This is a genomic window from Woronichinia naegeliana WA131 (genome assembly GCA_025370055.1).
GTDB classification, from domain to species: Bacteria; Cyanobacteriota; Cyanobacteriia; order Cyanobacteriales; family Microcystaceae; genus Woronichinia; species Woronichinia naegeliana.
This window is the reverse complement of sequence record CP073041.1, coordinates 5,509,086-5,530,844: the sequence shown is the minus strand read 5'-3', so window position 1 is coordinate 5,530,844 and position 21,759 is coordinate 5,509,086. Positions and strand designations below refer to the sequence as shown.

Below are 21,759 nucleotides of genomic sequence, written 5' to 3'. Positions count from 1 at the left end.
ACTCCAACTCAAACTACATATCGGCGATCAAGAAATATTCTGGATAGGGCTATTTCAACAACTCGATCTCCCCTGGTCGCCAAGTCTTGTCAAACCAAGGCTCAAGCGGGCCATAAAGCCGAAGAATCGTATTCCAACCCGTTTCAGGAATCGTCTGCACCCAATTATTCTCCTTGCCAGCAGGCGGTTTCGGCCCGAAATAAATATCCACAGAACCATCGGCATTAACCAAAAGCCCTTTAGTCTGACTACCGACACTAGGAAACTGTTGATCCGTCTGAATCTGCGATCGCGTTTGGTTGCTGTAAAGAATAACTGACCAGAAATCCTTAACGGGAATATTGGGCGGTAAATGGAGGCGATAACTCTTGCCACCATCAAGGAGATTCCCCTTAGCATCACGGGCAGTCCAAGCATATTGAGAACCCAGTCCGACCATTTTTTCTTCCATCGCAGGCGTAACCCCTGTCGCCATGAAATAGTAATAGATATAAGCATCCATATTCAGAACATCAGGCTGGGTCTGGAACTTATAGCCACCGATGAAAGGTAACTGCCAAGCACTGTTCGCATAGTAATAGGCATCCTTCTGGCGATTATGAAAAGCGATCGCCCGTGCCGTTGCATCCCCCACAGCCGCCGCTTCCGTCAGGATTTTTTTCATGCGTTCATCGGGCTTGAAAGGCTTACCTTTTTGAATCCCAATAGAGGCGTAGTAACCCAGACGAATCTGGTCGAGAGATTCACTCGGCTCTTCCTGTACCACTTGATTAAGCAATTCCCAGAACTGATAATCGGCGGGCGCAACCGTATTAAACGGCTTACCCGACATATTCACAAAATTTAAAGCGGGGGGATTATTGGCACTGTTTAGGGGATAAATTTTCGTGTTCTTTGTCACCAACTCAACGCCAGGTTTCGGATCGCCCTTGACCAAAAAACTACGCCAAGGAACCCAAATATTAAAAGTCGGCGATTTCACCACATTGTAACCCGATGGAATTTCTCCTTTGTAGCCTGGTGGTAAAAAGAGATACTTTCCGCCTTGGCCTTTATCGGGGCCAGTAATGCCCACATCGATCACCCAGCGAAACCAAATATCATTAACGGTTCCTAATACCTTCGGGGGGACTTCTAAAACTAACGGCCCCTTGGTAAGATCGAGCCACGTCCAACTGTAAACAGTGTTGTCATTAGCAGTCAGAAAAATAGATCGCGAATCTAAAAGCTGCTCAAAAATCGGCACAACGGTATTCACAGGCCCCAAGGTACGGATTGCGTTACGATTGGCCGCTTGGTTAACAGCAGGTATTCCTAATAGATAAGCTTGAACAGCACGTTGGAAGTCGAGGTTATCGTAGAGCTTTTCGGCAGTGGGTTGGTCGGGCAACCCATCGAAGAAATTGAGCGTCCCCAAACGAGTCTCTACCTTGGCAGGTGAAGCGATTCCTGGGGGTAGGGGAGTTGAGAATTTTACTTTAGGGTTGGCTGGAGAACCCGTCAGAGATTGGCCGTTACTGGGAGAGGACATAACAACTAAACTGGTAGTAATGACAATGAGAGCTAAGGCGGTCATTGATAACCTTTTGGCTTTCGTTGCCAATGGGAATGCCTTAGAAGAGAGACGATTTAGGGACGATAGAAAATGATTCAACATAAAGAGAGTTTCAAATAAACTAACAAATTATCGCACTATGAAGATTATAATACGCGATCGCAATTTTAAAGTTTAATCAACAAAATGACGGCGTTGCCGAAGGCACTGCGAAGCAGACCGCACTTTATACCGTGTCAATATTTTCTTGAGCAAAATCGAGCATTATTTGAGCTTTCTCTATAATATATTGGGCTTTTTTTGAGTTGATATTTGGAGTAAGGCTATAGTCCGCATCTGTTCGCTGTTCCTGTGCGTCAATTAAATAACGGTGATATTCTACAGGCAGGCGTTTTGTTTTGATAAAGGTTTTGCCAAAGGCAGCAATAACGGCTGAATGGCTGGAAAAAGTTAAGTTTTCTCCTAATAGAAATGCTTCTGCAATATAAAACATTGAATAATAAGCTCTTGCGGTTGCAAAGGCTAGTAAGTTATTGTTGGCTAATAATTGTGCAGCCCGCAAACTTTCTTTGGCTTTTTCTAGTAATTGTTGTTGCTCAATTTTCATACAATAATTCCCTCTCGCTCAATATTTAAGAGCAATGGACTTTTTTCTTGGTTAAATTGAGCTTCACTAACATAAACACAACTGATCAATACTTCATATTCTAAACACAAATCAGAGATAAGATTAATGATTTCCTGATGTTGCTCATCGTTAATTGGCTTATCTTTTAAAACCACTAAAATATCAATGTCTGAGTCATATTTGGCTTGTCGTTTTGCTTGGGAGCCAAAGAGAATTAATTTAACTAATTGCTCTTGATAAATATTTTTAATTTGTTGTTTAAATTTTTCTAGAATTTCGAGAAGGTGGGGATTTTGTTTGGGAAAATTGAGGTTTTGAGTTAAGGAAGTATCCATGATAAATTTGTTTTTTGTTAATTAAAATTCTAAACTGATTTGTGTGGACTAGGTTTCTTTAATATGATAACTATTTGTAGGATGAATTAGTAACGGAGTAACCTATGTTGATCCTGACTTTTCCCGTTAAGTCCAAAATCCAGCAATGCAAACTTCTAGAGGCTTTATCTGGCAAGGGTTTGAGTAATGATTCTCTTGACAGGAAAAAAATATTCTGAAGCCATCATCCCGCTTATCGTTCAAATTTCAAAAACAAAGGATGAAGGGAGTATGAGACTGTAAAATGGAGAAAATCTTAAAGGGCAGGTCAAAAAATGTTGGAATGGTGGACAAAAAACTTTGCCAGTTGTGAATTGGGAGACGAGAGGCTAAACAATCGTGCCTTCTCGATTGGGAAAAAGTTAAGTGAGGGGTTTGGAAAAGCCTTATCAGAAGTGTTTAAGGGAGGAAACGAGTTAAAGAGGGCCTATGAATTTTTGGGAATCCGAAAACAGACTTTGTCAAGATAATAGAGCCGCACTGTGAAATGACAACTGCCGCCGTAGAAGAATATAAGATAATGCTATCAGTCGGAGATACGACCTTCTTAGATTATCGCAATATCAAGGAAAAAAGGGAAGGGTATGGGCCGACTGGAAAAGGAGGGAATGGATTAATACTGCATAGTGCTTTAGCAATTGAGCCAGAAAAAGGACAAGTATTAGGTTTATTATGGCAAAAACTGTGGAATAGGGAGGTAAAAGAAAAGCCCCCAACAGATGAAACGGCGAAGCAGAAAAAAGAAAGACAGAAAGAACAAAGAAAAGCAGCTCGTCAAAGACCATTTGAGGAAAAAGAATCCTACAAATGGGTAGAGGCTCTAAACACCTGTGAGAAACAGGTAGAAAGTTCAACGAGGGTAATTCATGTATTTGACAGAGAAGGAGATGTTTCAGAAGTCTTTGACTCAGTGCGTCAACTCAAGCATACAGGAGTGCTGGTCAGAGCGTCTCATAATCGTAGTTTAGACAAAAATAGTGAACGACTTTGGCAACATTTGGAATCAGAACCGATTCGTTTTCATCAAGAAATCGAGATTCCGAGTACAGGAAAAAGAAAAGCACGGAAGGTTAAGCTTGCCGTCCGATTTTGCTCAGTTAATCTACGAACTCCCTATCGTTTTGATAATCGTGACCCGTTGAATGTCTATGCTGTTTATGCGACAGAAATCGATTGTCCCGAAGGCGAAACTCCTTTATCTTGGATGCTTCTGACTACAGAAGTTGTTGAGACTATTGAGATGGCTGTCACTATTCTTCGTTGGTACACCTACCGATGGCGGGTTGAAGAATTTCATAAAGTCCTTAAGTCTGGTTGTCAGAGTGAGCGTTATCGACTTGCCTCTGATGGAATGAAAACTCTTTTGGGTTTTTTAAGTGTCATTGCTGTTGAACTTTTACACGTTACTTATCTTCATCGTACCCAGCCCGATGCTCTCGCGATTGAAATTCTTAATCCTCTTCAACTTCAGGTGTTAAAAGCAGCCGCCTCTCAAAAACTTCCCCCTATTTTGACTGTTGCTTGGGCTGTCGAGTCTGTTGCTTTTCTTGGTGGTTATCTTGAACATCGTCGTAAAACTCCTCTCGGTATCCAAGTCCTTTGGCGCGGTTGGTTGAAGTTGCATGACCTTTGCCAAGGCTGGCAGCTTGCAATCCGCACTTAACGGGAAAAGTCAGATGTTGATCGAGTGTTTTATCTATTGCATTGGGTTTTCTTTTGTCAACCCAATCTACGACGCAGCGATCGCAATTTTTAAAGTTTAATCAACAAAATGACAGCGAATGACAATCAATTTGGTGCGTTACATTTATAATATAGATATTTCAAGTAAAAATCATTTCATTAACAGATCATGCTTAATTCTATTGACGCATTATTTGACGGAAAAGTCTTTCATCCAGAGCAACCCGTTACATTGAAGGCTAATACTCGTGTCCGCATTATTGTCGACAACTTATCGGATGAAAATAATGAACTCGCTTCTTTTTTAGAGACAGCAGAATCATTACAACTAGACGGCCCCTCTGATTGGTCAGAAAATCTAGATACATATTTATATGGTGAAGAAAAAGAGCATGAATCCTGAGAAATTTCTCGATACAAGTTATGTGATCGCTTTATCTTCATCTACGGACGATTATCATCATAAAGCACTTGTCATTGCCCAACAATTAAAAGCTTCAAAAACACCTTTAGTTACAACCAGAGCCATTATTTTAGAGATTGGTAATGCTTTATCTAAACAAAAATATCGCTCTAAGTCAATTAAATTATTGTCCTCATTAGAAAAGAACAAAACGGTGACAGTTATTCCCTTATCGGAAACTCTTTATCAAAAAGCTTTTCAACTATATTGTCAAAAAAACGATAAAAATTGGGGAATTGTTGACTGTATTTCCTTTATTGTAATGGGAGAGCGCAGAATAACGGAAGCATTAACAACGGATATTCATTTTCAGCAAGCTGGTTTTCGAGCTTTGTTGAGAGATTAATCTCACGAGAGGCGATCGCATTGTATGTAAGGAGATCGCACTAATAACAATCAAAGAGATCGTACTTTTAAAGTTTAATCAACAAGATGACGGCGATCGCATTATGAAGACGGTAATACACGACACAATTTTAAAGTTTAATCAACAAAATGACGGCAAACTAAGAAAGCGGAGATCGCACTAATTTAGGAGTTATACTCTAAACGGCTAAAAAATGGACTTATTAGAAAAGGGCTGAAATCCATTGCGGATAAGTCTTTTAGGTATTTTCAAAAAGTTAATTTCTAACCCGTTCAGAGTATACAAAGATGAGATGCTCCTCTACTCAGAAGCGGGAAAGTAAATTAGAGTTGTAAAGAAAAATTACGATTAGAGTTACGTCATCCCAACTTAACCCTCACCGAGTTACGATATACCTATTAAATTTAAAATGGTTTTGTAATATGATTACCTTGGTGAAGGAGCGAAGAGTTAGGCATAACAAATAGATTGTGTCGGCAAGGATGCTTATGTGATCTGATTTTCACCGCAAGTTTAACTGTCTTGGACTTTTAAGGAATACTGTATAATATCCTATAAATCAGGTGGGTGCAATCTGTTTTACTCATCTCTTTTGTCAACAAAATACTATAAATTGAGTAAAATTTTACCAGAAAAATGGGTAAAAGCCTTGCCCTTCTAGGGCGACTTCCAGAGCAACTCAATGTTTTATCTGCAATCTTTTGTGATAAACTAGGGGAATGATAGTCAGAAAAGCCAAGCTACTGAACGGAGCAAAAGAGCAATACCAATCTCTTGATGAAGCTATCCGTACCGCGCAATTTATCAGGAATAAAGCGGTCAGGTATTGGATGGATAATCAAGGGGTAGGTAAAGCCGATTTGTATGTGCTATGCAAAGAATTAGCCAAGGAATTTCCTTTTGCGAAAAAGTTAAATTCGGCGGCTAGACAAGCTAGTGCGGAACGTGCTTGGGCTTCTATATCCAGTTTCTACAGTCGTTGCAGAAAAGGGGAAAAGAAAAAAGGCTATCCCCAGTTTACAAAACATTGTCGCTCTGTAGAATATAAAGTCTCAGGATGGAAACTATCTGATGATTGCATGAAAATTGCTTTCACTGATGGTTTTAATGCTGGCTCCTTTTCCCTATATTGCAACAAAGAAACGAGAGAAGACCTGTTTCGGCTAAAGATTAATCGAGTTCGAGTAGTCAGAAGAGCAGATGGGTATTATGCTCAGTTCTGCTTTGACGCTGACCGCAAAGAACAAGGGGAATATACCGGTAATGTTGTTGGTTTGGATTTGGGATTAAAATATTTCACCAAAGACCAAAACGATAATGCCGTAATCTATCCCCAGTTCTTAAGAAAATCTGAGCGTAAACTAAAAAAGGCTCAGAAACGATTAAGCAAAAAATTCGTGAAAGGGGCTAAACCCCAATCCAATAACTACCATAAAGCACGAAAAAGACTGGGTAAAACCCATCTTAAAATTCAACGCCAACGGCAAGATTGGGCAATTAAGCAAGCCCGAAACGTGGTGGCATCTAACGATGTCGTGGTGTATGAAGATTTAAAGGTGTCGAATATGGTCAAGAATCATCACTTGGCTAAGTCAATTTCTGATGCTAGTTGGTATCAATTCACCCAGTGGTTAGACTACTACGGGAAAATCTGGGACAAAGCAGTGGTGGCGGTTTCACCTCACTACACTTCTCAAGATTGTTCTAATTGTGGGCATCGGGCGAAAAAATCATTGAGTACCAGAACTCATTCTTGTCCCAATTGTGGAATAGAAATTTGTCGTGATACAAATGCGGCAATTAACATCCTTAAAAAGGGAATGGGAATTCTGGGAATGGAATGGCAAAACAGTACCTTTGGGCAAAAGGAATCTGCCTCGGAAGAGGGAAAGCATAGGGAGAGAACCATCTCTATCATTGAAGGGAAACCAACAATCGTAAGTGGATCTCTGTGAACTATGAATAAGAATCCCCCGTCGTTCACGCGGGGGAGTATGTCAAAACACTCAAGGGCGATCGCTAAAAGTATTTTCAAGCATGAAACCTTATGCCAAATGTCATAGCTCTATCTTAAAACAAAATGATTTCAATTTATATTCTGACCTACAACGAAGAAAGCGAAATTGCTGGTTGCATTGAATCTGTCACCGCCCTTACGGATGACATTATTTTGGTAGATTCTTTCAGTACCGATCAAACGACAGGGATCGCTGCCCAGTATCCGGTAAAAATCTATCAACACGCCTTTGAAAGTCATGGTAAGCAACGCACCTGGATGCTTCAGGAAATTGCCACTCAATACGAATGGGTTTATATTCTAGAGGCTGATGAACGCATGACCCCAGAACTCTTTGCTGAATGTGTCACCGCCAGTCAATCCTCTCCTCCCAAAGCTTATTATGCTGCCGAGCGAGTCATGTTTATGGGAACTTGGATACGCCATAGCACCCAATATCCTCGCTATCAAATGCGTCTCTTTAAAAAAGGAACAGTTTGGTTCAGCGACTATGGTCACACCGAACGGGAAGTCTATGAGGGCCCGGTTGGCTTTTTAACAGAAACCTATCCCCACTACACCTGCGGCAAAGGACTGAACCGTTGGATCGACAAACATAATCGTTATTCCAGTGATGAAGCCAAGGAAACACTTCAGCAGTTAGCCCAAGGTCGCGTTAATTGGTCACAATTATGGTTAGGAAAAACCGAAGTTGAACGTCGTCGGGCATTAAAGGATTTATCTCTCAGAGTACCATTTCGTCCTCTTATTCGTTGGCTTTATATGTATTTTATTTTAGGAGGAATTTGGGATGGTAAAGCTGGTTTTGCTTGGTGTACTTTACAAGCATTTTATGAATATTTAATTTTATTAAAGGTGGAAGAATTGAAACAAGAAGCGGATCAATCTGCTCATAATCATTCTTAATCAACCTGGGTTTTCTGAGCAAAATTTTCAGATGATTGTGAAGTTTAAATAAGAGTATTTGCCCTTAATGCCATGAATACTATTGACTATCTCCGCATCAGTCTGATTGACCGTTGTAATTTTCGTTGTCAGTATTGTTTACCTGAAGGGGCTGAACTAGATTATATTTTAAAACAAGATTTATTGACCAAAAGTGAATTATTTTCCCTGTTAAGAGAGGTTTTTATTCCCCTCGGATTTCGTAAATTTCGCCTTACGGGAGGAGAACCCTTATTACGCCCTGATATTGTGGAAATTGTGGCGGAGATTGCCCATTGGCCAGAAACAGAGGATTTATCTTTGACAACCAATGGTTTTTTTCTAGATCAATTAGCCTCTCCACTTTATCAGGCAGGATTACGGCGTATTAATATTAGTCTAGATTCCCTTAACCCCGATACGTTTAATCAGATTATTGGCAATACAAACGGCGATCGCTGGCAAAAAACCTGGTTAGGTATTCAAAAAGCTTATCAAGTTGGCTTTGATCCCTTGAAGTTGAATGTGGTGATTATTCCCCATATAAACGATCATGAAGTTGAAGCGTTAGCCGCGTTAAGCATTGATAGGAATTGGCATATTCGTTTTATTGAATTTATGCCCATCGGTAACAGTGCTCTGTTTCAGAAACAAGCCTGGATTCCCTCAGAAGAACTCCGTCAACGTATTCGTCAAAAATGGGGCTTAGAAAACGCTCAGATTAGAGGCAATGGCCCCGCCGATGTGTTTCAAATTTTAGGAGCCAAGGGAACCCTTGGTTTTATTAGTCAAATGTCAGAATGTTTCTGCGATCGCTGTAATCGAATGCGACTATCGGCAGATGGTTGGTTAAGACCCTGTTTACTCAATGAAACAGGACAATTAGATTTAAAAACGGCTCTGCGCTCCGGCAAGGATGTTGGATATCTACAGGAAAAAGTCAGGGAATTATTAACCCTGAAACCAGAAATTAACTTTAAAGAACGAGAGTCTGGTACGGGAACCAGTCTGTATTCTCGCACCATGTCTCAGATTGGGGGGTGAGGAGGAGACTGGGAGAGGGGGGGAATCAATGATAAATCTCTAAATGGAGAACATAATGACCTAAACAAAGTTTGGCTGACCAGAGTTCGTATTCAACCCGTAAAAATTCCGGTAGGATATCTCCCGTTAAGGTAAGGTCACGAGTAAAGTTGCGTAATCGAAATGAGTCACTTAAATGTTGATTGCCATCATTGAGCCAGTAGCGACTAATACCATAGACTCCTTTTTCCCAAAAATGCCGATAGGAAAATTGGCTATTGCCCTGTAAGGTCAAAATAACCCGATTGGCCGAAATTTCTAACCAAAGCAATTGGGGCGGGGCGGGCATTACAACGCCTGGATTGACTCCCACAACGACTTCCCGCGATTGATGCAGTAAAAGATGGAAACGTCCCTGCTCTTGCTGATAGAGGGTGGCCGCTGTCTCTATGGTGGAGAGAATGGGTAAATCGGTGGAAATCAGCGACAGGCAAACCGGCAGACGGTGGTGAGTCAACATAGTAAGAGGAGAGTAGCGTTCTACTTATAGGATAAAACTCAACGGCGATCGCCGACAATAGCTTCGACAATACAGACGGTTTAGGGGTCAGAAAAAAAATATCGTCAACCCCCTTGCAAAATTTCCTCAGTTATTGTTATGATGCATGACTGTTGCAACCATTCCTCGGTAGCTCAGTGGTAGAGCGGTCGGCTGTTAACCGATTGGTCGTAGGTTCGAATCCTACCCGGGGAGTTCCCTTTAATTCCTGTCTAGATCTTTTTACGATATTGATCTTAATAGTGTTTTTCTACTGAATATCATTCCGAACACCATTTAAGGCAGCTAGAGCAATCCCGATCGCATCTACACTGTCGTCAATAGGAAGATCTTCTAAGTCGAAAAACTGCTGGATCATTTCCGCCACTTCGGCTTTTGTGGCTCTGCCATTGCCTAAATGACATTTCCAACTTGATTGGTGCAACAGAATCGGCAAGCAATGGCCTTCTCGATAGATGACTAAATTGATTACCCCAACCGCTTGAATAACTCCCCCTGCCGCCTTGATCTGACGACTAAAAAAAGGCATTTCCATCGCCACTTGATCGGGTTTAAACTCCGCTATTAAAGCACTAACATCCTGTTCAATTTCCAATAGTCGGGCTGGAGTCGGCAAACTTTTGTCGGTTTCCATCGTGCCATAGTCGAGTAATCTAGCCTCACTCTGTTCATTGCCTTCTAATATTGCCCAGCCAATAATGGCCAAACCAGGATCAATCCCTAACCAACGGCTATTCATCGAAATATTGGACTCCTAAGATTGCTGGGGTGCCAGCAATTCTAAATTTGCGCTGTAGCAAGGGTTTCAGGTTTTAGTTCGCGTAATATGGGGTAAAATTCAACGGGATTAAGAAGTTCATTTTACGAGTCTTCAGGCTTTTAGACATGATAGTACACCTAGGGTTGCCCCAAAAACCCCCTTTAAAATGTTCTTTAAATCCCTAAAAGGCTTGCTGTGTCTAAAACTGAGAATTGCTGACTGCCTTGACTGGCGTTTTTTGATTCTTCCTTGTCTTTTGACCATTTTCGCCTCCTTATCATGACTCTTCTCTCTAAGTTAGAGCCTCTTTGCCCACTCCCACTCTGTTTTTATAAAATCTTTCGATTTTTCGAGGTACCCTAAAGTAACAAACTCATCCAAACTATTCTTCATTTTGGTTTTGGATAACGACTTCGACCTTGTTTAACAAATCTATCGGTAATGATAAAGTTACAGAGCGTGATGTTGACATTAGAATTTCCTCAAGAAATCTTATAAGCTATTTTAACCATTTTCTACCTGTAAATAATTCGTTGATAGATTATCCTGTGAAACGGTACGATAGGGCTTTCGAGCTCGCGTCAGATATAATCAACGAAAATTTTACAGCAAGACCATTTTTAGAGCGATCGCCTGCTTATCAATTTACAAAAACAAACCGCGATCGCCTGCTTATCAATTTACAAAAACAAACTGCGATCGCCCTTTGACTAATTTATAAAAATAAACCGCGATCGCCCTCTTGCCAACTTGAGAAAATAAACCGCGATCGCCCATTGCAAAACTAAACTACCGCAAAATCTGTAAACTGACGATTAAAAGGAGAGCGAAACCCTAACACAATCTTTTCCTTAGAAATTCCAGCCTTTAATAACTGATTAGCGACACCAACCTCGGTAAAATCTCGCTGAATCCAAAACTTATTATCCTTAATATCTACATGAATGGGACAACCATAAACCTGCTTTTCCTCTTCCCATCCCACATACAATAATAAATAGTGATGGTTTTGCGTATCACAAATTATCTGAGTTTCTATATTTTCATCTTTAGGATGTTGAGCCACATAATCTTGAAGAATATTTTGAATTAATTTCTGATAGGTGAGGGTTTCCATAAGGTAATTTCTCCTTTTTTAGGATTAACAATTATTAATTTAATAGAGTAAGCATCAATAACTTTTTGGATAAAACTATCTTGAAAAAATGTGTTATAAATATCATCAGGAATAGCTAAATACAAAATTCTATCAGATTCAAGCTCCTCTAATGCTAAGCGATAATTGAGAAATTGACCAACGGCTAAGTGAAAATCGCTTAAATTTGATAATCCAACAAAGCTTTTTACCTCGACTGCTATTTTAAGCGTCTCTCTTTCTGCGAGAAGTAGTTTATCTGCGGCCAAGTCAACAAACATACCAATATTTTCACTAACTCTTAGAAAAAAAGGATCACGAATAATGAACCATCCTTCTTTTTCTAAAGCCTCTCGAACAATATCATGGACAATATCTTTGGCAGCCATAAAGGGAATTAAGATTGACTGTAACTAATTCTAACTTAAACGAGCGATCGCACGGTCAATAATTGCTTCACGATCAACCATTTCGCCCAACTTAGACGACTCATATTTCCCCTCAAAAGCCTCAGCCGCCGCCGCATCTAACGCAATATCATAGGCATCTTCCAAAGTCTCTCGTAGTTCTGAAGGTTCACAATAATTCCCTTTAACCTTGCGTCGTTGATTGGTTCGCTGAATTTCTCGTACCGCATTTTTGATTGACAGATCCCATGACCTTGTAGTGCGATTTTCCGCCTGTTGTTTGATCAAATGGAGCAGCAAGATTTTGGCAAAACTATAAATTTTATTCAGCTTGTCATCTTTGCTCATCTCAGTCATCTCCTCCACCAATAACAAAGCATCGGAGATATTGCCACCAATCAGCAATGTCCGTAATTCTAACAACTCTTCCATACTTTTTTCCCCTAATCTATGGTTTGCTTAACTTTAAAAACAGTATCACCAGTTGCGTTCACCTCTCTAGAACCAATCTGCTCAACGCGATCGCCTAAATCAAAACCAAAATACACTCGCGATCGCTTGGCTGCTTTAAAAATTACAGATATTTTTTTGGTAGTTAGGCGATCGCATAGCCTGATACTTGGCGGATATAAACGGGCTGAAAACCGATGACGATATCTTCTTTTGGGACACCTTTTTCGACGAGGGCTTGACCGATATCGAGTTCGGTATTGTTGATTTGAATCCAAATTTTGCCATTTTTAATATCTAAGTGCATGGAACAACCGTAAACTCGTGTTTTTTGATCCCATCCCACACCTAATACTTGATAGTGATCGTGTTCTGTATCCGATAGAAACTGCATCTCGATCTCGCCATGAGAGGGTTTGTAGGAGGCATAGTGTCCCAAAATATCTTTGATAATGGTGCGATACTTGGCGATTTTTTCTAGATCTTCCATGTGATAATTACCTCGTTTTCAATATCGTAAACAAAGATTTCCAATTGATATTCAGCAATAACCATATAGGCAAACTCTTTTTGAAAAAAGCTTGCGTAGGCAGTATTTGGAACTGCTAAAAATAGTTTGCGTTCTGGATCTCTTGCTTTTAATGCTACTCGATAGTTAAGAAATTGTCCGATCACTAGATGAAAGTCCGTTAGCGATGAAGGATTGATAAAACTTTTGATCTCTACGGCGATTTTTTCGTTGTTTCGTTCGGCAGCAATTAATTTTTCGGCTCCAAGATCGATATAAAGTTCAACTCCTCCTATTTTCAAAAATAATGGATCTTCAGTAATCTGCCAACCATCTTTGATTAGGGCATTTCTGACTGCATCATGAAATAAATCTTTTGCCATTTCCTTTTTCCTTTTAACTTTTTCCTTGATTTTGAGGGTAAAGACAGATTCTGGCTACACTATTTTCTATTTCTTGAACCGTTAGAGTTTCTACTGTAAAACCATTGTTTTGATACCATTTGATTAGGTTCGGTTTAGCATTAAGATCGCGTTGAGTTATTGACCCATGAAGCTTTTTGATTCCTTTCTCCTTAACATATTTGATAAGAAATTTTAGTGTGGCAGTTCCTAGTCCCAGTTTGCGGTAGCTTTTCGGTTCTTGGTGAAAAAATGCATAAATGCGTCCTAGTGGGTTACGGGCTATGTTGTCTTCAAAGTGAATATCTGCTAGAAGCATTTCATTATGAGACTTAAAAATGCACTTGATATGACCGACCATATTCCTCAGTCCATGCAGCGAACGATAAACTTTAAGCGAAAGAATGGATTCTTGCTCATTAACTTCAATTTGGTAATCACGCCCTTGTTTATCATAAATAGTCACAATACTTTTAGGAGTCATATTCATTAGTTTTGTAGATCGCGTAGAGATTGGAGATTATTGCGAACAGTTTTTGTATTTGGATGCTCCTTACCTAGCGAAACTTCCAGAATGTCTAATGCTCTTACATAGAGAGGTTCAGCTTTGCTGTAATCCCCTTGTAATTTGTAAATTTCTGCGAGATTGTTGAGGCTTTGAGTAACATCAGGATGACTCTCTCCAAGAAGTTTTTCTTGCATTAGTAAAGCCTTTTGACTGAGCGGTTCAGCTTCTTTATACCGTCCTTGTGACCTATACAGTATCGCCAGGTTGTTTAGGCTTTGAGCGACATCAGGATGACTCTCTCCGAGAAGCTCTTGACTTAATAAGAGGGCATTAAGAAAGAGTGGTTCTGCTTCCTCATATCTCCCTAATAAACGATACAATTCTGCTAGATTATTTAGACTAGTAGCGATAATGGGGTGACGTTCTCCATGAATCTCTCGCCATAATTGCAGTGACTGGTAATGCAAAGGTTCTGCTTCTGAATACCGCCCTTGTTTGTGGTATATTATCGCTAAGTTGTTGAGGCTTTGAGCAACATCAGAATGATACTCACCAAAGAGTTCTTTCCGCAATCGTAGAGCTTCACGATGATGCAATTCTGCTTCTTCATATTTCCCCTGAAAACGGTATAGTTCTGCTAAGTTATTGATACCTATAGCAATATTTGGATGGCTTTCTCCGAAAAGTTTTCGCCACAATTGTATGGCTTGGTGATAGAGAGGTTCTGCTTCATTGTAACGTCCTTGCGATTTATACAATAGCGCAAGGTTATTGAGGCTATCACCGACAAGGAGATGATGCTCTCCCAGCCGATTTTTTGTCGTTTCTAAGCATCTCAAGTGTGAATCTTCTGCGAGCGAATATAGCCCTTGGCAAAAATAAAACACTTCAACTCCTTCAAATGCCCAACATAAGTCTTCTTCAGGATTGGTTATATCATCAAGCATTTCGCGACTCAGCATATCCAAATGGGGAATAGCAGGAGCTACCTTTGCAATCAGATCTCTCATTGGCATTTCTGGTATTTCTTTAGCAACAGAAAGCAAACTGGTTACGAATGCTTGCCGAAACTGATGATTTTCTTCAGCTTTTAATAGCTTGGCACGGAAGAACTCGCGCACTAGGGTATGAATCTTGTAAAAGTTGCATTCTTCATCAACTGGTTGAATCAAATGCAAACTATCTAACTGTCTTCTTGCCTCATTGAGTTCTACTTCCGTAATTTCGGCACTTAATCCAATTGCTGCCACCAACTCCCACAAAATCTCTGTAGGCGCAAATAACCCTAACAACGTCGCCACTCTCTGAGAGTCAGCACTAATGTCATCCCAACTCAGTTGAATTGCTGCTTCCACACCACGATGGGCATAAAACCGATACTTGCGTTCCCGTGCAATTGATTCATCGGCAAGGTTTAACCTTTCTTGTAACTTGGCAAAAGTCAGAAAACGATTTTTGCTCAGATATTCACCGATTAACTCTAAACCCAAAGGCAAATAACCCAGAGTTTTGCAAATTTCCTTGACGGTGACAAGTTCTTTATCTACCTTTGCTGCGCCAACTATTTTTCTCAACAGTTCCAGAGCTTTCTCCTCTGACAGCACATCCAGAGGTACAGATTCAAAGCCCACATTTAATTCCCGTTCTCTCGTCGTTACCAATACCCGCACACGCGGATCGATCGGCATCGCCACATCGGGAATGCTCTCCGCCTTCGGCACATCATCGAGAATCACTAATAACTTGCCAGTCTCAGGCAACCAGTTTTGCCAACACCATGCCGCTTGTTCATCTAAGCTAGCCGATTGCATTGGTTCGGGTAAGTCAAGATAAGGACTAGCCATAGTCACAACCACCTGAGCTAATCCCATCTCTCGCAAGGACAACCAATACCGCGCCACATATTCCTGTTGATAGCGATTCGCATATTGCAGGGCAAGTTCGGTCTTACCCACACCGCCCATACCTTCAACCGCACAGACGATTACGCCCTGCCTCTCTTGCAGTTTTGAATGAATTTCCGCAAGTTCTTCCTCTCGTCCCACAAAGTTTTTGGAACCCTGTCGCACATTGCTAGGAATCCGCTTTTGCAGTGACTTTAGTAAGTCTCCTAGAGCCTCCTGTAAAACCTCTTGTAACGTTTCCCGATTCACATCATTTAGGTGAACGCCAATATTAGCAATACCACCCGTAACCAAGGTTTGAAACCCTTTTGCATTGCCTTCATTGATTTGAATCAATTGGCGATCGCTTTGAATTGCCTCACCTAACCGTGAATTAGCATCAATACCCTGCTTCACCAGTCCCACCAACCGAGCCAAATCCGCATGAGGATTATTTTGCAGGATTTCCGCCGTTAGCTGACATAGTTGCGTAATTAAATCTGACATAAGCGATCACCATTAACTAAGCTTTTTAACTAAGAATTTGGAGTTTGACCATGTTGAATATGAATCTCGCCAATGTAAGCAGTACCACCTTCAACTTTAGTCTGCCAACCTCTCGCATTATCAGAATTGTTCTGCATCATCGTACTTCTGTCTTGAATCTTGCCAGCTTGAATAGTTTGCGCTAAAAGTTTTAGCTCGTTCGCAAACTCTGGCTCATCATCCAACACCACATCAAGATTTTTAGTCACGGTATCAATACCAGAGCGATCGCCCGCTTCCAACTTCACCAAAGCCTCATCGACCTTAGCCGATCTTCCCTGCAACTTGTTCTTAATTTGCTGCCATAGCTCAGGAATTTTAGCGATCGCCTCAGTTGTAAATTTCTTGGCTAACTCACCTGCACTCGACTCAATGAATTTTTGCGCCGCTAATGCCACCAAGGCCCCAGCCGTTAAAGGATCTGCCATAGCCGTATTTCTATAACTTAGATAAAAGTCATAATAACACTGTTTACCTTACCCAAAAGCCTCCTTAACTCCTACTTTAAAGCCTCTACATCAGGCCGATAAAGCTGATACCTCTTAGATTTAGACGGAAGGGTGAAGGGTGAAGGGGCGATCACGCTTTGGGTTCAGAGTTTAGAGGAGAGCGCAATATGCCTTTAGAATGTGAGGAAAAAGTGTATAGTAGATAGAAAAATTATTCATTAGTAATAGTCAAAGAATGATAAAACAATTGATTATTAATGCAGATGACTTTGGACTATCCTCTAGCGTCAATCAAGCGATTATTGAGGCTCACAAAAATGGCATTTTAACGAGCACCAGTTTGATGGTTTCTGGCCTTGCCTGTCAAGAAGCCGTTACCCTAGCCAAACAACATCCCGATCTCGGTGTTGGTTTACATCTAGTGTTGGTCTGTGGTCGCTCAGTATTACCCGCTACGACCATTCCCCATCTGGTTGATAGTCAGGGAAATTTTCCTGATGATGCTGTTAAAGCTGGTTTAACCTATCAATTTAATCAAGCTGCCAGACAGGAATTAGCCCTAGAAATTCGGGCCCAATTAGAAAAATTTCAACAAACAGGTTTATCCCTATCCCATGTGGATGGCCATTTACATCTGCACGTTCATCCGGTCGTTTTAAATATTTTAAAAGAATTAGCTTCAGAATTTTCTATTCCCTTTATTCGTTTACCAAAAGAAGAATTAAAACTTAATCTGGCTATTGATTCTAGTAACTTATTAACTAAAATTCTCTGGTCGCAGGTGTTTGGCCAACTCCGTCGTCATGGCGAAAAAGTATTGGAATCGGCGGGAATTCTGACGACAGAGAGAGTTTATGGATTGTTGCAAACCGGTAAGATTAGCGAATTCTATTTATTGCAACTACTTCCCCAAATTCAGGCAACCCTGGTAGAAATCTATGCCCATCCCGATCGCTTACCCAATGCTGTCAATCCCACTGGCCCTCTAGAACTACAAGCCCTATTGAGTCCTGCCGTCCGCGATCGCCTAAAAAAAGAAGGCTTCCAACTGGTAAACTACCACCAAATCAAACCCTCAAATTAACAGCAATCTTCAGCTTTAGTGAAAACTTTCTTTTTATTAGCCGCCCTGATTATCACTCAGGTCTTAGGAGATATTGGAATCAGCCATGCCATGAAAACCTTTGGGACAGTAAACCCATTGGATTTACCGAGTTTAATTCCTCTTTTCTTTTTCTTGCTCACTAATATCTGGATCTGGGCAGCTATTTTCTTCTTAGTCTGTTCTTTAGCTTTATATCTCACCGCCATTTCCCGTCTAGATCTCAGTTACGTATTACCCATTCATGCCTTTAGCTACGTTGTTAATGCTGTTTTTGCGAGTTGGCTTTTGGGTGAACAGGTGGCTCCTCTGCGTTGGCTCAGTACTTTTATTATTTCCCTAGGAGTTTTACTGGTGGGATTGAGTAAGCGACCCAATAGTGAACTTAAAACCCCTGCTTTAGCGAAGATCAGTCTTAAATCCCGCAATATTCCTCTCTTTTTATTCCCCTTAGGCTTATCTCTCTCTAAAACTTGGTTAGCCGTCATTGTTCTATCTCTAGCGGATTCGGCGGGCGATCTCCTTTTAGCCCTGGGGATGAAAAAAATTGGGGCCATTGGTAAAATGAATTTCTCCCAGATTCTCGTGGTATTGCGCCAAATTATCACCAATCCTACTGTCCTGAGTGGTATTGCCTGTCAAGCGATCGCCTTTGTCATCTTTATTTCGGTTTTAAGTTGGGCTGATATTAGTTTTGTGCGTCCGGCAACAGCCCTAACCTATATTAGTAGTATGGTCGGTGCGAAGTTTCTGCTTAAGGAAGAATTTGGACGGGAGCGATTGTTTGGTATTACCCTCATTGGTTTTGGAGTTGTTATTCATCAATAGGTTCTTGCTATGACCAAACTCAGTTTAGGTACAAGACTATTTCTTTCCCATTTTATTGTCATGCTAGTGGGACTAAGCAGCTTTGTTATTTTAGCGAAACTCTCTTCGCCGAGGATGTTTATCTTACGATTAGAAGAACTAGAAAATAAAGGTTTTATTACCGTTCGTTCTGCTCGTACTTATTTAATTAAAGGCTTTGAAACGGCTTGGAATGGCAGTGCTGGCTGGGCCATTATTTTTGGAGCTAGTGCAGCAGGTGGATTAAGTTATTTAGCAGCAGAAAGAATTATGAAACCGATTAATCAAATGAAAGATATTACCCATAAACTAGCGGCTGGCAATCTTCAGGAGCGAATGCCCGAAAGTGCAATTCCTGAATTCAATGAACTGGGTTACAGTTTTAATCGCATGGCCAATAGTTTAGAAAATGTCGAGAATCGTCGTCGAGAATTAATTAGTGATTTGACCCATGAACTTCGCACCCCTCTCACCGTTGTTAGGGGCTATTTAGAAGAATTAGCGGATCATCGTATTGAACCTTCAGAAGAACTATTTCAGAAAATGGTGCAAGAAACCCGACGATTAGAACGTTTAACCTCAGATTTACAGGAACTATCCAAAGCAGAAGCGGGTTATTTATCCATTAATCGCCAACCGCTTCAACTCTATCCGCTCTTAGAAAGTTTAGTGGAAAAATTTAGGGATCAATTACTTGAAGATGGCCCTATTTTACAGTTAGAATCGCCGCGAGATTTGCCGTTAGTTTTTGCTGATTTAGATCGGACAGAACAGATTTTAGTCAACCTTTTAGGTAATGCTATCCGTTATACTGAAAATGGTTCGATTACCCTCAAGGCTTGGCGAGAGAAAAAATGGCTATGGCTGGCGATTATTGATACTGGCATTGGCATTGACCAAGAGGATTTGTCTTTAATTTTTGAGCGTTTTTGGCGGGCTGATAAATCAAGATCACGCTATTCTGGAGGCACTGGCATTGGGTTGGCGATCGCCCGTCGTTTGGTAGAGTTACAAGGAGGAAAAATAGAAGTAGAAAGTGAGTTGGGAAAAGGTAGTCAATTTCGATTTTGTTTACCTGTTGTTTAAAGTCGATCTAAAATTAATCTAAAATCTGAATTTACTCTTAAGTAGCTGGTTACAATTAAATATAAAACGTGGGATGGGCATCCTGCCCGTCCACAGGCTAGAAGCCTGTTCTACTATCTAACAATTAATTAAGCCCACTTACTTACTGACAATGAACCTCTATTTTATTCGTCATGGCATTGCGGCTGATCCTCTAGATTATTCCCAGGACAGCGATCGCCCCTTAACTTCTAAAGGTCAAGAAAAGACTATTCAAGTGGCCCAAAAAATTCGACAATTGGACATTCATTTTGCCCATCTGTTCACCAGCCCCCTCGTTCGAGCGCGACAAACAGCCCAAATTTTGCAAGAGCAGGGATTAACGTCCCAACTGGAAGTATTAACCGCCTTAGCACCGGCTGGCGATCTCCAAGATTTGTTAGATCGGTTAGCTGCCTCTTCCTATCAACCCGATGACTGTCTGGCCCTAGTGGGACATCAGCCTGACTTAGGAGACTGGGCGGAAAAATTGGTATGGGGAGAGGTTCGGGATAAACTTATTCTTAAAAAAGCCGGTATTATCGGAGTTAACTTTGCTGAAACGGCGATCGCAGAAGGTCAGGGACAACTTTTTCTGCTCACTTCCCCCAAGTGGTTGTCATCGGATGATCATTGTTCCAGGCTTATAAAGCGATAACCATTTGTTAAAGTGACATCAGTGTCCTTGCGTTAGTTTATATTTTTATCGGAATACTCGAATGGCCATGCAAATAAGTGATTTTAAAGATGGACTGGCTGGTGTCCCCGCCGCCAAGTCTCGCGTAAGCTATGTGGACGGAGAAAACGGAATTCTAGAGTATCGGGGCATTCGCATTGAAGAACTGGCTGAAAAAAGTAGTTTTATTGAAACAGCCTACCTATTAATCTGGGGAAAACTGCCTACCCAAGAAGAATTAGAAGAGTTTGAGACGGAAATCCGCTATCATCGCCGCGTCAAGTTTCATATCCGGGACATGATGAAGTGTTTTCCTGAAACGGGACACCCCATGGACGCACTGCAAACGTCTGCTGCTGCCCTAGGTTTATTCTATGCTCGTCGCGCTTTGGATGATCCCAACTATATCCGTGCTGCGGTTGTTCGCTTGTTAGCCAAAATTCCCACAATGGTGGCAGCTTTTCATTTGGTTCGTAAGGGGAATGATCCCATTCAGCCCAACGACGATCTCGACTATGGAGCAAATTTTCTCTATATGTTGACGGAACGCAAGCCTGATCCTTTGGCTGCCAAGATTTTTGATATTTGCTTAATCCTTCATGCCGAACATACGATGAATGCTTCTACCTTTTCCGCTAGGGTGACAGCTTCGACCCTGACCGATCCCTATGCGGTGATTGCCTCGGCGGTAGGAACTTTAGCTGGGCCGTTACATGGAGGAGCCAATGAAGAAGTATTAACCATGTTGCAGGATATTGGTTCTCCTGAAAAGGTTCGTCCCTTTGTGGAACATTGTCTTGCCAATAAGCAAAAAATTATGGGCTTTGGCCATCGGGTTTATAAAGTCAAAGATCCTCGTGCTACTATCTTGCAAAGTCTGGCAGAGCAACTCTTTGAAAAAATGGGCCACGATGAATACTATGACATCGCTGTTGAATTGGAAAAGACGGTCGAAGAGTATGTGGGAGCTTCCAAGGGTATCTATGCCAATGTGGACTTTTATTCAGGCTTACTCTACCGTAAATTAGGCATTCCCACGGATTTGTTTACGCCCATTTTTGCGATCGCCCGTGTCGCCGGTTGGTTAGCCCATTGGAAAGAACAATTAACGGTGAATAAAATCTATCGTCCCACCCAAATTTATGTTGGTGAACATGACCTGGCCTATTTGCCAATTCAGGAACGAGATGTTCCTATTCATGGTCGAGAAAAAGTTGAAGCTTAACTCCTGCCAGTCTATCTTTTTAGTAAGTACTGCACTGTAAAAATCAAGATTAGTTGATAAATTACGGTTGTGAAAAATCAATTTTGCCCCGTATTTCAGTGCCACAGTGAGACAATATTCAGACATCTGAATCGGTTTATTACCTTTGCTATCACAATTGATTTAG

At 41.1% G+C, this 21,759-nt stretch carries 26 protein-coding genes and 1 tRNA gene; 14 read left to right on the top strand and 13 right to left on the bottom strand.

Features of this window, described 5'->3' with window-relative positions:
* Positions 1-49 precede the first annotated feature (49 nt).
* The 3 genes from KA717_27870 to KA717_27860 all read right to left on the bottom strand — a co-directional run bounded on the left by KA717_27870 (position 50) and on the right by KA717_27860 (position 2,518).
* Positions 50-1,576, bottom strand: coding sequence for a DUF1254 domain-containing protein (locus KA717_27870; GenBank protein UXE59572.1), 1,527 nt, complete (start codon positions 1,574-1,576; stop codon positions 50-52).
* A 205-nt stretch (positions 1,577-1,781) separates the two neighbouring features.
* Complete coding sequence (locus KA717_27865; GenBank protein UXE59571.1) at positions 1,782-2,162, bottom strand: HEPN domain-containing protein; 381 nt, start codon at positions 2,160-2,162, stop codon at positions 1,782-1,784.
* A complete protein-coding gene (locus KA717_27860; protein ID UXE59570.1) occupies positions 2,159-2,518 on the bottom strand; it encodes a nucleotidyltransferase domain-containing protein in 360 nt (119 codons plus the stop codon). The genes KA717_27865 and KA717_27860 overlap by 4 nt, the downstream gene beginning before the upstream one ends.
* A 314-nt stretch (positions 2,519-2,832) precedes the next feature.
* Here KA717_27860 and KA717_27855 point away from each other — a divergent pair, with 314 nt between their 5' ends.
* The 7 genes from KA717_27855 to moaA all read left to right on the top strand — a co-directional run bounded on the left by KA717_27855 (position 2,833) and on the right by moaA (position 9,055).
* Positions 2,833-3,027: a transposase gene (locus KA717_27855; GenBank protein ID UXE59569.1), complete on the top strand. Its 195-nt coding sequence runs from the start codon at positions 2,833-2,835 to the stop codon at positions 3,025-3,027.
* 17 nt (positions 3,028-3,044) lie between these two features.
* Entirely contained in the window at positions 3,045-4,220 is a 1,176-nt protein-coding gene (locus KA717_27850; GenBank protein ID UXE59568.1) for an IS4 family transposase, read from the top strand.
* A 189-nt stretch (positions 4,221-4,409) separates the two neighbouring features.
* Positions 4,410-4,643 (top strand): hypothetical protein, encoded by a 234-nt coding sequence (locus KA717_27845; GenBank protein UXE59567.1) that lies wholly within the window; start codon positions 4,410-4,412, stop codon positions 4,641-4,643.
* On the top strand, positions 4,633-5,049 hold the full coding sequence (locus KA717_27840; GenBank protein UXE59566.1) for a type II toxin-antitoxin system VapC family toxin: 417 nt from the start codon (positions 4,633-4,635) through the stop codon (positions 5,047-5,049). Before KA717_27845 ends, KA717_27840 begins: the two co-directional genes overlap by 11 nt.
* A 740-nt stretch (positions 5,050-5,789) precedes the next feature.
* Complete coding sequence (locus KA717_27835) at positions 5,790-7,025, top strand: transposase (GenBank protein ID UXE59565.1); 1,236 nt, start codon at positions 5,790-5,792, stop codon at positions 7,023-7,025.
* A gap of 125 nt (positions 7,026-7,150) precedes the next feature.
* Complete coding sequence (locus tag KA717_27830; protein UXE59564.1) at positions 7,151-7,993, top strand: glycosyltransferase family 2 protein; 843 nt, start codon at positions 7,151-7,153, stop codon at positions 7,991-7,993.
* Positions 7,994-8,065: 72 nt separating this feature from the next.
* Positions 8,066-9,055, top strand: a complete 990-nt coding sequence (gene moaA, locus KA717_27825; GenBank protein UXE59563.1) for a GTP 3',8-cyclase MoaA — start codon at positions 8,066-8,068, stop codon at positions 9,053-9,055.
* Positions 9,056-9,080: 25 nt separating this feature from the next.
* Here moaA and KA717_27820 read toward each other — a convergent pair whose 3' ends face one another.
* Entirely contained in the window at positions 9,081-9,554 is a 474-nt protein-coding gene (locus KA717_27820; GenBank protein UXE59562.1) for a hypothetical protein, read from the bottom strand.
* 162 nt (positions 9,555-9,716) lie between these two features.
* Between KA717_27820 and KA717_27815 the strand changes: the two genes are divergently transcribed.
* A tRNA-Asn gene (locus tag KA717_27815) sits at positions 9,717-9,788 on the top strand.
* Between the two features lie 55 nt (positions 9,789-9,843).
* On the opposite strand, the gene KA717_27810 is transcribed toward KA717_27815, so the two are convergent.
* A complete protein-coding gene (locus KA717_27810; protein ID UXE59561.1) occupies positions 9,844-10,332 on the bottom strand; it encodes a crossover junction endodeoxyribonuclease RuvC in 489 nt (162 codons plus the stop codon).
* A 554-nt stretch (positions 10,333-10,886) separates the two neighbouring features.
* On the opposite strand from KA717_27810, the gene KA717_27805 reads away from it, so the two are divergent.
* Positions 10,887-11,063: a hypothetical protein gene (locus tag KA717_27805; GenBank protein UXE59560.1), complete on the top strand. Its 177-nt coding sequence runs from the start codon at positions 10,887-10,889 to the stop codon at positions 11,061-11,063.
* A 74-nt stretch (positions 11,064-11,137) separates the two neighbouring features.
* Here the strand turns inward: KA717_27805 and KA717_27800 are convergent, their stop codons facing one another.
* From KA717_27800 to KA717_27765, 8 genes are all read right to left on the bottom strand, one after another.
* Positions 11,138-11,470, bottom strand: a complete 333-nt coding sequence (locus KA717_27800) for a XisI protein (GenBank protein UXE59559.1) — start codon at positions 11,468-11,470, stop codon at positions 11,138-11,140.
* Positions 11,443-11,877: a XisH family protein gene (locus KA717_27795; protein ID UXE59558.1), complete on the bottom strand. Its 435-nt coding sequence runs from the start codon at positions 11,875-11,877 to the stop codon at positions 11,443-11,445. The genes KA717_27800 and KA717_27795 overlap by 28 nt, the downstream gene beginning before the upstream one ends.
* 30 nt (positions 11,878-11,907) lie before the next feature.
* On the bottom strand, positions 11,908-12,327 hold the full coding sequence (locus KA717_27790) for a DUF29 domain-containing protein (GenBank protein UXE59557.1): 420 nt from the start codon (positions 12,325-12,327) through the stop codon (positions 11,908-11,910).
* 163 nt (positions 12,328-12,490) lie between these two features.
* Positions 12,491-12,835, bottom strand: a complete 345-nt coding sequence (locus tag KA717_27785; protein UXE59556.1) for a XisI protein — start codon at positions 12,833-12,835, stop codon at positions 12,491-12,493.
* Entirely contained in the window at positions 12,823-13,236 is a 414-nt protein-coding gene (locus KA717_27780; GenBank protein ID UXE59555.1) for a XisH family protein, read from the bottom strand. The genes KA717_27785 and KA717_27780 overlap by 13 nt, the downstream gene beginning before the upstream one ends.
* Before the next feature lie 13 nt (positions 13,237-13,249).
* Positions 13,250-13,744: a GNAT family N-acetyltransferase gene (locus KA717_27775; protein ID UXE59554.1), complete on the bottom strand. Its 495-nt coding sequence runs from the start codon at positions 13,742-13,744 to the stop codon at positions 13,250-13,252.
* Positions 13,744-16,152 carry a tetratricopeptide repeat protein gene (locus KA717_27770; protein ID UXE59553.1) on the bottom strand — a complete coding sequence of 803 codons (2,409 nt, stop codon included), beginning with the start codon at positions 16,150-16,152 and terminating at the stop codon, positions 13,744-13,746. The genes KA717_27775 and KA717_27770 overlap by 1 nt, the downstream gene beginning before the upstream one ends.
* A 29-nt stretch (positions 16,153-16,181) precedes the next feature.
* Entirely contained in the window at positions 16,182-16,619 is a 438-nt protein-coding gene (locus tag KA717_27765) for a hypothetical protein (protein UXE59552.1), read from the bottom strand.
* A gap of 256 nt (positions 16,620-16,875) precedes the next feature.
* On the opposite strand from KA717_27765, the gene hpnK reads away from it, so the two are divergent.
* The 5 genes from hpnK (at position 16,876) to KA717_27740 (ending at position 21,593) form a co-directional block, all read left to right on the top strand.
* Positions 16,876-17,724 (top strand): hopanoid biosynthesis-associated protein HpnK, encoded by an 849-nt coding sequence (gene hpnK / locus KA717_27760; GenBank protein ID UXE59551.1) that lies wholly within the window; start codon positions 16,876-16,878, stop codon positions 17,722-17,724.
* A gap of 18 nt (positions 17,725-17,742) precedes the next feature.
* Positions 17,743-18,570 (top strand): hypothetical protein, encoded by an 828-nt coding sequence (locus tag KA717_27755; protein UXE59550.1) that lies wholly within the window; start codon positions 17,743-17,745, stop codon positions 18,568-18,570.
* A gap of 9 nt (positions 18,571-18,579) precedes the next feature.
* A complete protein-coding gene (locus KA717_27750) occupies positions 18,580-19,674 on the top strand; it encodes a HAMP domain-containing histidine kinase (protein UXE59549.1) in 1,095 nt (364 codons plus the stop codon).
* A 151-nt stretch (positions 19,675-19,825) separates the two neighbouring features.
* Positions 19,826-20,350, top strand: a complete 525-nt coding sequence (gene sixA, locus KA717_27745; GenBank protein ID UXE59548.1) for a phosphohistidine phosphatase SixA — start codon at positions 19,826-19,828, stop codon at positions 20,348-20,350.
* Positions 20,351-20,411: 61 nt separating this feature from the next.
* Positions 20,412-21,593: a citrate synthase gene (locus KA717_27740; GenBank protein ID UXE59547.1), complete on the top strand. Its 1,182-nt coding sequence runs from the start codon at positions 20,412-20,414 to the stop codon at positions 21,591-21,593.
* The last annotated feature ends 166 nt before the right edge of the window (positions 21,594-21,759 follow it).